Annotated in this window: 11 protein-coding genes and 1 pseudogene; 9 read left to right on the forward strand and 3 right to left on the reverse strand. The window is 56.4% G+C overall.

Annotated features, from left to right (window positions below; translation table 11 throughout):
* Window positions 1-208 (reverse strand): annotated as a pseudogene (locus KO088_RS08630) (transposase); the annotation flags it as partial.
* Window positions 209-1,251: 1,043 nt separating this feature from the next.
* On the opposite strand from KO088_RS08630, the gene KO088_RS08635 reads away from it, so the two are divergent.
* From KO088_RS08635 to KO088_RS08645, 4 genes are all read left to right on the forward strand, one after another.
* A complete protein-coding gene (locus KO088_RS08635; RefSeq protein ID WP_215494418.1) occupies window positions 1,252-1,638 on the forward strand; it encodes an acyl-CoA thioesterase in 387 nt (128 codons plus the stop codon).
* A gap of 51 nt (window positions 1,639-1,689) precedes the next feature.
* Entirely contained in the window at window positions 1,690-4,350 is a 2,661-nt protein-coding gene (gene mutS, locus KO088_RS08640) for a DNA mismatch repair protein MutS (protein ID WP_215494401.1), read from the forward strand.
* A gap of 625 nt (window positions 4,351-4,975) precedes the next feature.
* Complete coding sequence (locus KO088_RS08875; protein WP_285814633.1) at window positions 4,976-5,104, forward strand: hypothetical protein; 129 nt, start codon at window positions 4,976-4,978, stop codon at window positions 5,102-5,104.
* Window positions 5,105-5,145: 41 nt separating this feature from the next.
* A complete protein-coding gene (locus KO088_RS08645; protein WP_215494402.1) occupies window positions 5,146-7,629 on the forward strand; it encodes a hypothetical protein in 2,484 nt (827 codons plus the stop codon).
* A 108-nt stretch (window positions 7,630-7,737) separates the two neighbouring features.
* Here KO088_RS08645 and KO088_RS08650 read toward each other — a convergent pair whose 3' ends face one another.
* Window positions 7,738-9,081 carry an FAD-dependent oxidoreductase gene (locus KO088_RS08650; RefSeq protein ID WP_215494403.1) on the reverse strand — a complete coding sequence of 448 codons (1,344 nt, stop codon included), beginning with the start codon at window positions 9,079-9,081 and terminating at the stop codon, window positions 7,738-7,740.
* Between the two features lie 712 nt (window positions 9,082-9,793).
* On the opposite strand from KO088_RS08650, the gene rpsO reads away from it, so the two are divergent.
* On the forward strand, window positions 9,794-10,063 hold the full coding sequence (rpsO, locus tag KO088_RS08655) for a 30S ribosomal protein S15 (protein ID WP_009432203.1): 270 nt from the start codon (window positions 9,794-9,796) through the stop codon (window positions 10,061-10,063).
* Between the two features lie 139 nt (window positions 10,064-10,202).
* On the opposite strand, the gene KO088_RS08660 is transcribed toward rpsO, so the two are convergent.
* Window positions 10,203-11,075 (reverse strand): NAD(+)/NADH kinase, encoded by an 873-nt coding sequence (locus KO088_RS08660; protein ID WP_215494404.1) that lies wholly within the window; start codon window positions 11,073-11,075, stop codon window positions 10,203-10,205.
* Window positions 11,076-11,180: 105 nt separating this feature from the next.
* Here KO088_RS08660 and KO088_RS08665 point away from each other — a divergent pair, with 105 nt between their 5' ends.
* From KO088_RS08665 to KO088_RS08680, 4 genes are all read left to right on the forward strand, one after another.
* On the forward strand, window positions 11,181-11,900 hold the full coding sequence (locus KO088_RS08665) for a pyridoxine 5'-phosphate synthase (protein ID WP_215494405.1): 720 nt from the start codon (window positions 11,181-11,183) through the stop codon (window positions 11,898-11,900).
* Between the two features lie 75 nt (window positions 11,901-11,975).
* Window positions 11,976-12,632, forward strand: coding sequence for a MotA/TolQ/ExbB proton channel family protein (locus KO088_RS08670; RefSeq protein ID WP_410524607.1), 657 nt, complete (start codon window positions 11,976-11,978; stop codon window positions 12,630-12,632).
* Between the two features lie 39 nt (window positions 12,633-12,671).
* Entirely contained in the window at window positions 12,672-13,097 is a 426-nt protein-coding gene (locus tag KO088_RS08675; protein WP_009432200.1) for an ExbD/TolR family protein, read from the forward strand.
* Between the two features lie 5 nt (window positions 13,098-13,102).
* Window positions 13,103-13,969 (forward strand): energy transducer TonB family protein, encoded by an 867-nt coding sequence (locus tag KO088_RS08680; RefSeq protein WP_215494406.1) that lies wholly within the window; start codon window positions 13,103-13,105, stop codon window positions 13,967-13,969.
* Window positions 13,970-13,985 lie beyond the last annotated feature (16 nt).

Below are 13,985 nucleotides of genomic sequence, written 5' to 3' on the forward strand. Positions count from 1 at the left end.
CTGGAAGGCCCATATCCAAGAGGGGGAATTCGCTGAAGAGGAGGGAGTCGTTGATCCGTTCTTCGACTTCGTAATCACTCAGGCCGTACCAGGTCTGAAGTAGTAGGATCTTGAACATCATCAAGGCATCATAGGCTGGATTTCCTGTGGCGTTCTGGGTCTTTGTATACTTCTTGTTGAGTAGTGTGCGAATACCTCGCCAGTCAACGCAAGCGCTGATCTGTCGGAGGAACGAGTGCTTCATACGGTCGCGGCGCACCTGCGTATAAACTTGCAGGAAGCTCGGAGCGGATTCGGTTTGTTTGGTAGGCATAGCTATACGATTGTTTTGGTTATGAAGATACTAAATGTCAACGGCATACGAAATGGTTAAAATCCTGTACACCTTTGAAATGCCGTGCAATGGTCTCATTTATTCAGCTAAGGCATCGCACGCCAAGCTTCCCGATATACCTCTCCGAAGCGATACACAAGCCCTTCGCCTTATCGCGAGTATTCATCTTATCCAGCGGAGGAAAAAGCATCGTTCTCGTGAAGAAAAAAGCACCTTCACGTAGTGGGTTTCATTTATCTATGTACGTAGTCTTAAAGACCAGGCACGTAAATCCAAATATCCACGTACGTAGATTTTAAGACCACGTACGTAGCCCCAACTTATCTACCACTCGTCTGCAACTTTTATCCCTACGCAGAGCAACAACTCTTAGAGGTCACTTCACAAAGCTATATAGCTTTCTTCGCCATCCTATATAGCTCTACCATGCACCCATATAGCTATATATGGAATCATTGCGCAAGACCACTTCTTCATTACTCGTACCTTCTTCCTTCGCAAATCGGAGGCTTTAGGCTGAGAAGTTCGAAGGAGGAAAGTGCAAGCTGTGAAGAGATGGCCTTGCGCAATGGTCTCTTCTATATGCCGATCTAACGCGCTCCCAATTCGCTCTGGCGAAGTCCAGCTAAGCGAAGCAAGCACTGTGCGGTCTATTGCCTGCACAGTGCTCGCTTCGCTATTGGCGATCAGAGGGGACGCGTAGCTTCCTGCTAAAGAGCTCTACGCTTGTGGCTCGATAGGCAGGCACTCACACTTTTGCCGTACCTTTGCACCCGTGTGGCACCGCATTCATTCGTACAATATTATAGGGTAAGGAAGGGCCCCGCCACAGACCTTCGGCACCCCATACCGCCCCAGCCTACGGGGAAGACAAACTAATCAAGACTACTCCATTGGAATATCTATTCACCCTCGAGATGAAGGTGCGCGACTACGAGTGCGACCTACAGGGCGTCGTCAACAACGCCAACTACCAGCACTACATGGAGCATACGCGACATGAGTTCCTCGAGAGCCTGGGCGTGAACTTCGGCAAGATGCACGAAGATGGCCTGGATGCCTTCGTCACCAAAGTATCTATCTCCTATAAGAAGAGCCTGCGCAGTGGCGACCACTACCGCTCGGCACTCCGCTGTGCTATGCGTGCGCCCAAGCTCGTCTTCTATCAGGATATCCTGCACCTCGACGGGAGCCTCGCTGCACGCGGCGAGGTCGAGTGCGTCGTCGTCGACAATGGGCGCCTGACCCGTGGGGAGTTCTTCGCTGACCTCCTCCGTGACGTCCTGCCCCAAGATGCCCAGTAACCCCCCCTCCTCTCCCCTATCCCCCTCAGAGTAAAGCCCCACAAGCGCACTATGGCAAAGAAGATCGCAGAGACCCCGATGATGAAGCAGTACATGGAGTTCAAGGCTAAGCACCCCGATGCTATCCTGCTCTTCCGTGTCGGTGACTTCTACGAGACCTTCAGCGATGACGCCATAGCCGCCGCCGAGATCCTCGGCATCACGCTCACCAAGCGAGCTAACGGCTCTGCGATGCACGTAGAGCTGGCGGGCTTCCCCCACCATGCCCTCGACACCTACCTACCGAAGCTCGTTCGCGCGGGGCGTCGTGTGGCTATCTGCGACCAGCTCGAGGATCCCAAGCTGACGAAGAAGCTCGTCAAGCGTGGCATCACGGAGCTCGTCACCCCAGGAGTCGTACTCGGCGACAACGTCCTCAGAAGCAAGGAGAACAACTATCTGGCTGCCGTATGGCTCTCCAGCGATGGTGCCATGGGGAGCGTCTCCCTGCTGGATATCTCGACGGGCGAATTCATCGTCTCCGAAGGCACCCCCGAGCACCTCGAGAAGCTCCTCAGCTCCTACCAGCCCAAGGAGGTACTCGTTGAGCGCACGAGCCGTAGCCTCTTCGACAAGGTCATCGGCTATCGAGGCTTCATCTTCGAGGTCGAGGACTGGAGCTTTGCTGTGGAGAACAACCGTCGCAAGCTCACCGCCCACTTCGGTGTGCAGAGTCTCAAGGGCTTAGGCCTCGAGCAGCGCCCCGCCTCTATCGCAGCTGCTGGGGCTATCCTCAATTATCTCGAGCTGACGAGCCACCACGAGATCGGGCACATCACCACACTTCGAAGCATCGACCGCCTGAGCTACATGCGTCTCGATAGCTTCACCTTCCGCAGTCTGGAGATCCTCTCTCCGATGAACCGCGAGGAGGGCAAGAGCCTCCTCGACATCATCGACCACACCCAGACGGCTATGGGTGGACGCCTGCTCCGCCACTGGCTTTCCTTCCCCCTCATCGACCTCACCGAGATTCACCGCCGCCAGTCGGTCGTGACGGATCTCGTACGTACGGCTGACCTGCGTCGCACGACCAGCGAGCTCCTCATCGGTATCGGGGACCTCGAGCGTATGGCATCGAAGGCCGTCGTCGGGCGTATCTCCCCTCGTGAGGTACGCCAGCTGGCCACCTCCCTCGGCCAAGTCGAGCAGATCGGCTCACTCCTCGCCTCCAGCGACTCAGCTGAGCTGCAGAAGATAGCCAGTCGCCTGCAGCCTATGGGCGAGCTCATCTCCGACATCGAGCACACGCTGACCGAAGAGCCACCCGCCGCTCTCGGTCGTGGCATCACCATCGCCCCAGGAGTGAATAGCGAGCTGGACGAACTCCGTTGCCTCTCCTCCCACGGCAAGGAATACCTCCTGGAGCTCCAGCGCCGCGAGAGTGAGCGCACGGGTATCCCCTCACTCAAGGTCTCCTATAATAATGTCTTCGGCTACTACATCGAGGTGCGCTCCACCCACAATGATAAGGTACCCGAAGACTGGACACGCAAGCAGACGCTCGCCAACGCCGAGCGCTACATCTTCCCCGAGCTCAAGGAGTACGAGGAGAAGATCCTCGGCGCCGAAGAGCGTATCGCCAGCCTCGAAGGGCGTCTCTATAGCGAGCTTCTTGTACGCCTCTCGCGCTTCGTCCGCCCACTGCAGCAGGATGCCCGCGTCATCGCTGAGCTGGACTGCCTCAGTTCGCTCGCCGAAGTGGCCGTCACGGAGCGCTACGCCTGCCCCGTCGTCGATGATGGCTTCGTCATCGATATCCGTGCTGGGCGCCACCCCGTCATCGAGAAGCAGCTCCCCTTCGGGCAGAGCTACGTACCGAATGACGTACACCTCGACAACGAAGAGACGCAGATTATGGTCATCACCGGGCCGAACATGAGCGGTAAGTCCGCCCTCCTTCGTCAGACCGCCCTCATCGTGCTCTTAGCGCAGATCGGCTCCTTCGTCCCTGCCGAAGCTGCCCACCTCGGGCTCACCGATGGCATCTTCACCCGTGTCGGAGCCTCGGACAATATCTCCCGTGGCGAATCGACCTTCATGGTCGAGATGCAGGAAGCCTCCAGCATCCTCAACGCCCTCACGCCTCGCTCCCTCGTCCTCTTCGACGAGCTGGGCCGTGGCACCAGCACCTACGATGGGATCTCCATAGCTTGGGCCATCATCGAGTACCTGCACGACAATCCCCACGGGCGCCCCAAGACCCTCTTCGCTACGCACTACCACGAGCTCAATGACCTCGAGGGTCGTCTCGAGCGCGTGAAGAACTACAACGTCTCCGCCCGCGAGATCGACGGGCGTATGCTCTTCCTTCGCAAGCTCGTCCGCGGGGGGAGCGAACATAGCTTCGGTATCCAGGTTGCGCGCCTCGGCGGTATGCCACGTAGCATCACCGACCGTGCCACTGACATCCTCGGCCAGCTCGAGTCCGCTCACATCCACGAAGTCACGGGCCTCAGCACCGAGGTCAACGTCAGCCGAGCCGCTACACCCAGCGTCACAGAGCCCAACAGCAATATCACGGGTGGCGTGCAAATGAGCTTCTTCCAGCTTGACGACCCCGTACTCTCCGACATCCGCGAGCGCCTGCTGATGGTGGACATCAACAGCCTCACGCCGCTGGAAGCCCTGAATAAGCTCAGCGAGATCCAGCGCCTGCTGAAGACTCCTTAATGATTTTTACCCGCGCATAATCCGTACTCACAATAAAAAGTGCCTTGTCTTGAGGGAGTTTACCTCTCTAAGACAAGGCACTTTCTTTACATACAAAGGGGGGAAGCAGTGAGATCGTAAAAAATAATCGGAATATATATACCACCCACACATAGCCATACGTTGATATAGCGAGAGCAGGCCACTTAGGTCTGCACCTCAAGATAGGATAGTATTGATCACATTGCGTATGGACAAAAGCCCTACTTGTTAGAGCGAAGCAGATATCACTCACACCACATACCTTCCACTTGCGTGACCGCTCATAGCGGTGACCTCCCCCCAGCTTGAGCTTGGCGACACTTCCCTTCTATGTCTCCGAGCCATTGTAAGCGACCGAAGGTATAGCAAGTCCCCCTCCCTCCCTGATTCAAGTCTCTCGCATGGTCAAGCAGCTATCTGTACACCATGCTTCCCCTTCACTTTTTTTCGGTAGCTCATCGACTACATCCCTGCGTCTCCTTGGAGGAACATCTCTCTGGATGACGGGTAGTAGAGCGCCCAGTCCTCTCACATATCCCACTTAAGAATATAGAGCGGGAGACGCATAATCGTCTTCCATATACCCCAATCTTATTTTTTCACGATGAACCACTTATCAGATTACCTCGCCCCTAAAGCTGAGTTCTTTGAGATCGAGGCCACAGTGAGCCTCCTCATCCAGTTCTCAGGAGACGCCGACTTTGAAGATTTCGAAGAAGGAGAAGCTCTCTAAGTCAGATCCAAGCATATTGTTTTAAATATCTTACCCCTACAATGAATCGTATTTTTCGCTCAGGACTCCTTCTTGCTGCCCTGTCTATCGTAGCAAGCTCCTGCAGTAAGAATGGTGATGCTCCTATTGATCCCAATCAGGAGGAACCACACGTAGAAGTGCCCATCTCAGTTGCTCTTGAGAGTACGCTCCTCACCTATGATGCCAAGACGCTGGAAGATCCACAGACCTCAGGTCGCTCCCTGGACTGGGATCCCCGCAACTCTGAGGTGACCTACAACATCCAAGACTCCTCCAAGGATATCCTCGGAGACGAGGGTCAGGCCTCTGGCAACAAGAGCAAGATCGCTAAGTACAACAAGACGCTCACCATCGCCAACCACCCCACCCGTGATCTCTTGATGATCTACAAGGTGGAAGCTACGGGCAAGCAAGCACAGTTCACCTACGAGAAGGCTACATGGAGCTACAACACGAGAAAGCAAGCCTATGAGCTGATCGCCTCGTTCGACATCAATCTCCCCTTAGGCATCAGCGAGGAGGATATCAAGAATAATCAGGCTAAGCTCTCCGTACTCATCGTCGCTGGGGGGGATAGCTTCGATCCCCAAACCAAGCATCTGAAGGTAGTAGGCATCTCCAAGGCAGCTACGACTGACGTCACGAAGACGCGTCAGGCCGTCGGACCTGGTGGCATCGCTAACGAAGTAGACCTTCCTGTCCCCTACGCTTCTGGCTGGATCACCTTGACCTACAACCGTACGGAAAATTCGCAGCGCGTCTTCCGCCCCAGTGGTGTCATCGCACTCAAGCCTCAGGGTGTCCTACTGACGACCACGATCCGTAATAACAGTGAGCAGGACATACAGTACAGCGGATTCACCCTCCGCTCAAATGCCCTGCAGTTTGACGGTGAGATCGACCTCTCCCAGGCCTCCCTCCGCCGCTCTGACGGCATGACGCCATCGGGCTTCAGCGTCCAAGACTACTTCGTCAACACGGGGAATAAGTGGATCTCCAACGCTATGTGTAGCCGCGACTACACCCCCTTCTACGAGAAGACCTTTACCTACGACGGCGACCGCCTCTGTAAAAAGGGCGGTGCACTCTCCGAAGACGTCATCGTGACATGGGCTATGCCCGTCAAGGGGATCGAGACGGCGACTGACTATACTCAGTCCGTCGGGAACACCTATCGTCCTGCTATAGGCTATGCCCAGACGCACATCTACGCCAATGGGGTAAAGTCCACTACTGGCGCAGAAATCACAGCTCCCAACTACACCATCGCTCCTGTCATGGGTACTGACAAGGCGCTTAAGCTCGGCAAGGCTTACACGATCAATGCTGAGTTCTACACGCAGCCCAAGCAGACTCTAGGCTACCTGCTCAAGGAATACCTCGGAGCTAATCCCGACACGGAGTGGGTCGCTGACAACTCGAAGAACCTGGACATCCCCCTCGTATCGAATAAGCGAATCACGCAGTACGGTCTCCAAAATGGGCGCAGTACCGATAAGGGCTTCGTGAAGGTCCTCACACAGCCCTGGATGGAGCTACTGAGCCTCTACTCTCCGATGGAGTTCCTTGACAACACGAATAACGATCGCTTCGCCCATGACCCCAAGAATCAGGTAGGTCGCTATCGTGTGCGTGAAGTCGAGCTCCCCTACGCAAAGACCAATGCAGAGCCTACGACCTTCGGCTACCGCAACTTCGTCACGACTGATGCTATCGACTGGTGCAATACGGACCAGGGTGAAGGCCTCTCCTACGCCTACCGCTTGGCCTACCGCGAACCCAACTCCTTCGGCAACTCTAAGCGTAGCCCCTACCAGTGCCTCATGCGCTTCACGGCACGCCCCAACAAGGGCCCCATCGGATCAGACACTCAGAACAATCGCTACATCAAGTACATCGATATCGAGTCCGTCTATCTCGGGAAGTACTTCGTCGGGAACCTCTACGACACGCCTATCCCCACGGGCAAGTACGACGGAAGCAACGAGCTCCTCCGTGCAGCTGTCGATACAGAGCTCTGGGACGGCACGAAGTATCCCAGCTTCCAGCAGGGTTACATCACCCGTACGCTGGCCTCAGCTGGTCTGTACAAGGATATCAAGGTAGCGGATGGAAGTGTACTCAATGATCGTGCGCGTCGTAGCACCTTTGACGTCGACCGCATCAACTTCCACTGGGGTATGACCACGGAGAAGGAGAACTACATTACCGACCTGCTCACCAAGGAGATTAGTGGTGTCGTGGGCGACAATGCTAAGCTCGTCGAGAAGTTCAACACCACAGACGACCTCTTCTACCGCCGTGGCTTCGCCTATGGCGGTGTCAACGGGGACATCTTTACCTATGGTCATGGTGTGAAGGGACAGCCTGCACCAGGCGGTGCCATCTACGACTTCACGCAGAAGGCTTGGAACCTCACCTACCAGGCACTGCGCCTCTTCTCTACCACCTATCAGGGTGCAGGGAATACGCCTCGTCACCTGACAACGAATGACCCGAACTAACGGGTATCAGTCGCCACACTGACACAAGAAAGGCTTCGCCCCAGATCCGTCTCTACGAGATGGATCTGGGGCGAAGCCTTTTGTATGCGGTAAAGAGAGCGAAGCTCTTTAGTTAGGAGCGAAGAGATCGTTCAGCGCCTCTGCGATCGTGGGATGCGTGAATATCTGTGTGCGCAGAGCTTCCGCTGGGATCTGATGATCCATCGCCAGCTTCAGCAGGTTGATCAGCTCATGTGCCTCGGGACAGAAGAGCGTAGCACCGAGGATGAGGCCCGTCTCGGTATCGACGATAGCCTTCAGCAAGCCGTGCGTCTCGCCAAGGACCTTCGCCTTAGGGATAGCCACGGTCTGCAGTCGCTTGACTTCATAGGGGCGACCCGAGGCGGCTGCCATCGTCTCGGTCATCCCGACCTGTGAGAGCGCAGGTGTAGTGAAGACGCTGGTAGGCAGTAGCAGGCGGTCCTTCGTCGTACGCTTCCCTTCGCCTAAGATCTGATCACGAACGATGCGGTAATCATCCAACGAGACATAGGTGAACTGCGGACTCCCCGCCACATCGCCCATCGCCCAAATATTTGGTGCAGCACGTAGATATTCATCCGTCTGGATGAAGCCACGAGAAGTCAGCTGGACTCCAGCGGCCTCAAGATGCAGCGCCTCTACGTTGGGGCGACGGCCAATAGCCACCAGGACAGCCTCTGCCGCATACTCACCCTGCGAGGTCACTACGGTGACGGCCTCTTCGGCCGAGATGAAGCGCTTCGTCTCAGCTTGGAGGACGACCTTGACACCGCGGTCGGCGAGCATCGCCAGCATTGCCTCGGCGACATCGCGATCTTCACGAGCGAGGAAAGTATCCCCCTGCTCAAGGATCGTCACCTCAGTCCCGAAGGCAGCATACATACAGGCGAACTCCAGCGAGATATAGCCTCCGCCTATGATGACCAGCCGTGCGGGGAGCGAGTCGAGCTGCAGGAGCCCCGTGCTATCATAGATACGCTTGTCGTCAGCTCCCTCAAGAGCCAAGGTCGCTGGGCGCGCTCCGGTATTGATATAGATGCGCTCTGCCTCGATCTGGCAAGCTCCATCTTCCGTCAAGACTTCGACTACATTCGGAGAGAGGAAGCGCGCCGTACCCGTCAGGATCTCTACGCCAGGGATCGTAGCCAGCTTATTATAGTTGGCTGCTCTGAGGGCGGAGGTCAGCTGCTCACGGCGCTGCATCGCAGCCTGGAAGGCAGCAGACTTATCCGTAAGACGAGCGCTCTTCTCGCCCTCGACCAGCAGGAGCTTGGAGGGGATACAGCCAATGTTGATACAAGTACCGCCATACATCGCAGGGCTTTGCTCTACGAGGATCACGGACTCACCGTGCTTCGCCAGATCAGCTGCCAAGGTCTTGCCAGCCTTCCCGAAGCCGATGATCAGATGGGGGATGGATCGTGTTGTCATCTTCTAATGAGTTTATAAGTTGTTTGCTATACAACACTTCGGGATAGCAAATGGCTCATTTACGGCGCGGCATAGAGTAGTGCACACCCATCTCCCCAATATGCCTCTCCGAAGGGATACACAAGCCTTTCGCCTTATCGCGAGTATTCCTCTTATCCAGCGGAGGGAAAAGTATCCTTCTCGTGAAGGAAAAAGCGCCTTCCCGTAGTGGTTTTCCTCTGTCTATGCACGTAGTCTTAAAGACCAGGCACGTAAATCCAAATATCCACGTACGTAGATATTAGAGCCACGCACGTAGTCCAAACTTATCTACCACTCGTCCACAACTTTTATCCCTGCGCGGAGCAACAACTCTAATATAGGTCACTTCACAAAGCTATATAGCTTTCTTCGCCATCCTATATAGCTCTACCCGCGAACCCATACGCCTATATATGAGAACATTGCGCAATACCACCTCTTCATTACTCGTACCTTCTTCCCCCGAAAATTGGAGTCTTTAGGCTGAGAAGTGCGAAGGAGAGAAGTACGAGCTGTGAAGAGATGGCCTTGCGCAATGGTCTCAAGTGGTTCATTCGGAGAGTTTATTGTACCTTTGCACCACGATCCGTACGTCGTCTGACTGCTTCCGCACCCTATGGCAAGCCCACAGGACGAAGAAGACGAGCTGACGACGGCGGTATTTTGTTTCACTATTTCCTCAAGTACAAGTATGTATTTAGATTCAGCTAAGAAGGCCGAGCTCTTCGAAAAGTATGGTAAGTCCGCTACGGACACGGGTAGCCCTGAAAGCCAGATTGCCCTCTTCACCTTCCGCATCGCCCACCTGACGGGTCACCTGCAGCAGAACAAGAAGGACTACAGCACTCAGCGCGCACTCAAGATGATCATCGGTAAGCGTCGTCGCATGCTCGACTACCTTCAGAAGATCGACATCGAGCGTTACCGTGCTATCATCAAGGAACTCGGTATCCGTCGCTAAGTGAAGACCTCGCTCCCTCGTGGAGCGAATCCCCTTCGAAAAGAAAAGCTCCGCCCCAGACCAGTCTCTACGACAGGGTCTGGGGCGGAGTCTTTATTTCTATCTATAAGGGCGAGAGCCTCTTGCTACTGTGAGGGGCTTACTCACGTACGGGGGCTGCCCAGAGGAGCTTCTTACGGAGCGTGTCGGTGAAGGAGTGAGAGTCGAGATGCAGGAGGCAAAGGCTATTGACCGACTTACGGATGGTGATCTTCGCACCACAAGGCAGGATCTTCGTCTGCCCATCCAGCACGATGAGGAAGGTATTGTTGCGCGCCGAGACCGTGAGCTCGATCGTCTCGTCCTCGGGGATGACCAAGGGGCGCATCGTCAGCGAGTGAGGCGCAATAGGTGTGATAAGCATCGCCCGAACCTGCGGCATCATCAGCGGGCCATAAGCACTGAGCGAATAGGCCGTAGAGCCCGAAGGTGTGGAGATCACAAGCCCGTCACACTCGTAGCTGGCAAGCTCCGTATCAGCAAGTCGCGCGTGCAGCGTGATCATCGAGCCCGTCTCACGCTTGAGGAGCGCCACATCATTGAGCGCCTCGCCATAGTGCGCACCATCGACCTCCACCGAGAGAAGCATACGACGCTCCGTCGTATAGCTGCCATCAAAGAGCCGAGACAAGAGGGGGAGCGCCTCCTGGACACTGCGATCCGTGAGGAAGCCCAGACGCCCCATATTCAGTCCCAAGACGGGAGTACCTTCGGCAAAGACCCTACGGGCAGCACGCAGCAGCGTACCATCTCCCCCCAGACTGATGACGAAGTCCATATCCAGCGGACTGTAGTCTGCTGGTATATAACCTGCTATCGTGGGGTGCAGATCGAAGTCAGAGGTCAGCGTGCGGTGGAAGCTACGGTCACACCACAAGCTCACATCAGGCCTATCAAGAAGGTGAAGGAGCTCGGCAAGATGGGCGGCATGAGCCGCAAGGTGTGAGGAGGCGATGAGCGCTATCTTATACATAGGGGTGGCTGAAGAAGCGTTAAGTTATTGTAGGTAGGTCAAATAAACTTAACTTTGTATTTCGGGGCTCTTCGCCCTGTCTACAAATGTATAAAAGTTCGACGTATGACTCAACTAAGCGTCAATGTAAATAAGATAGCTACCCTGCGCAATGCCCGTGGCGGCAATGTCCCCGACCTCATCAAGGTCGCGCTGGACTGCGAGCGCTTCGGAGCACAGGGTATCACCGTCCACCCACGCCCTGACGAGCGCCATATCCGCTATCAGGATGTGCGTGACCTCAAGCGAGTGGTCACGACGGAGTTCAACATCGAGGGGAACCCCATCCCCTCCTTCATGGATCTCGTCGAAGAGGTACGCCCCCATCAGGTGACCTTAGTGCCCGATGCCCCCGATGCTCTGACGAGTAATGCGGGCTGGGATGTAGCTCGCCATCGCGACTTCCTCACAGAGATCCTCGGCCAGCTCCACGCTTGGGGCATCCGCACCTCGATCTTTGTCGGCACGGATCTCAAGAACCTTGATGCAGCTGCTGCCCTTGGCACCGATCGTGTCGAGCTCTATACCGAGCCCTACGCCTCGGACTATCCTGCAGATCGCGCCAAGGCTATAGCTCCCTTCGTCCAGGCTGCTGAGCACGCTCGCTCCCTCGGGCTGGCGCTCAATGCAGGGCACGACCTCAGTCTGGAGAATCTCCGCTTCTTCTCCGAATCCATCCCCTTCCTCTCCGAGGTCTCCATCGGACATGCACTCATCTCCGATGCCCTCTACCTCGGCCTCGAGGAGACCATCCATCGCTACCGCGCTTGTCTCGCAGGTAAGTAGCACCGTCCCATAAGCAACCATCCTTTCACATTTATATCGACTATAATTCACGTGGATACAACCGCAACAGCCTCTCTGGCTCAGACTCTCGCTGACACGGCTCCTCAGGCCTCTCTCTCTATCCTCGACCTGGCTACCAAGGGTGGCTGGATCATGATCGTCCTGCTCGTACTCTCGCTCCTGGCTCTCTACATCTTCGTATCGAAGTACCTCCAGCTCCGTGCTGCAGGTCGCGAAGACAAGTACTTCGTAGAGCGCATCAAGGACTATGTCCTCGAAGGCAAGACGCCCTCTGCCATCAAGCTCTGTGAGGACACCAACACCCCCTATGCACGTATGATCCGCAAGGGTCTTACCCGTATCGGTCGCCCTATGTCTGACGTCCTCGTGATCGTCGAGAATGCAGGTAACATCGAGATCGGCCGTCTGGAGAAGGGGCTTCCTATCCTCGCTACCATCGCTGCCGGTGCTCCTATGATCGGCTTCCTCGGTACGGTCACCGGTATGGTACGTGCCTTCTTCGACATGGCTAACGCTGGCTCAGGCGGCGTCGACGTAGCACTCCTCTCGGGCGGTATCTACGAAGCGCTTGTGACCACTGTCGGTGGTCTTGTCGTCGGTATCGTGGCGCTCTTCGCTTACAACTACCTCGTCGCAGAGCTTGACAAGGTCGGTGGTAAGATGGAGACTAAGACGATGGAGTTCATGGACATGCTCAACGAGGTGCACTAAGCCCTGAGCTGTAGCCCATCTCACCTTACCCACGAACGCATGGCACTCAAGCGTAAGACCAAAGTCGCAGACACCTTCAGCATGGCCTCGATGACGGACGTCATCTTCCTCCTGCTGATCTTCTTCCTGGTGACCAGCACGATCATCGTACCCAATACGATCAAGGTCACCCTCCCTACCTCCGCCCCTCAGTCGGCTCCCGAGACGCCCTCCGCACGCGTCACGCTGACCCCCGACCTGCATTATTATCTCTCGATCGACCGCGGCACCCCCACCGAACTTACCCGTGACCAGCTCAAGGAGCAGCTGGGTATCTTCGCCGCAGAGCACCCCGAGGCCTTCGTCTCCGTACAGGCTGATGAGACCGTGCCCTACAAGGAGGTCGTCGCCGTCATCAACGCCGCTGCTCAGGCTTCCCTCAAGGTAGTCCTGGCGACGCGTGCCGAGAGCGAGCCAGTCCAATAAGCCTCATGCCACAGACCGATCCCGCCGCCCCACGCCGTGGAGCCGTCGCCGCCCTGGTGACTGTGGCTTGCCACGTCCTCTTCCTCCTCCTACTCTGGGTCCTCAAGCTCAGCAATGACCGCCCTGCCCCCAAGCCAACGGAGGTACTCATCGCGGTCAATGTGGGCAACGTGGCCTCTGCTGCAGGGGCCATCGAGCCTGGAGGTACACCCGACGTCACTGAGCCCGCTCCTAAGGTAGCAGCCCCTCCCAAGGTCGCTCCCCCTACTCCTCCCACGCCACCTGCGCCACAGCCCAAGGCGCAGCGCCCCACCCCACGCACTCGTGAGGTAGACCAGCCCCTACAGACTCAGCAGCATGAGCAGAGCCTGCAGGTAGAGGCTACCCGACGCGCTGAGGCCGAGCGCCAAGCTAAGGCCAAGGCAGAGGCTGCACAGCGAGCTGCAGAAGCTCTCGCAGCCTCCCGTCGTGCCCAAAGCCAGCAGATAGGCAACTCCGTAGCGGGTGCCTTCGGTAAGCAGGCTGGGCAAGCTGGTAGCCAAGGTACGGCTGCCTCGGGCTCGGGCAATCAGGGGGATCCCAACGGAAGCCCCTCCAGCTATGCACTCTCTGGACGTAAGATCATCAGCAATGGCGGCGCTCTCGTCGCCCCACACGTACAGCGTGCTGTCGAGGGCAACGTGCGTGTGCGCATCGTCGTCGATGGCAATGGCTCGGTGATCCGTGCTACCATCGCGCCAGGGACCAACATCGCTGATCCCTCCGTCCGTGCCGCTGCCCTTGAGGCGGCACGTAAGACGCGCTTCAATGCCGTGCCTGGCTCTGACGAACAAGAAGGTAGTATCACCTACCACTTCAAGATCCGCGCCTAAGACCGGCTAACCTTTA

The organism is Porphyromonas bobii (genome assembly GCF_943169685.1).
GTDB classification, from domain to species: Bacteria; Bacteroidota; Bacteroidia; order Bacteroidales; family Porphyromonadaceae; genus Porphyromonas; species Porphyromonas pasteri.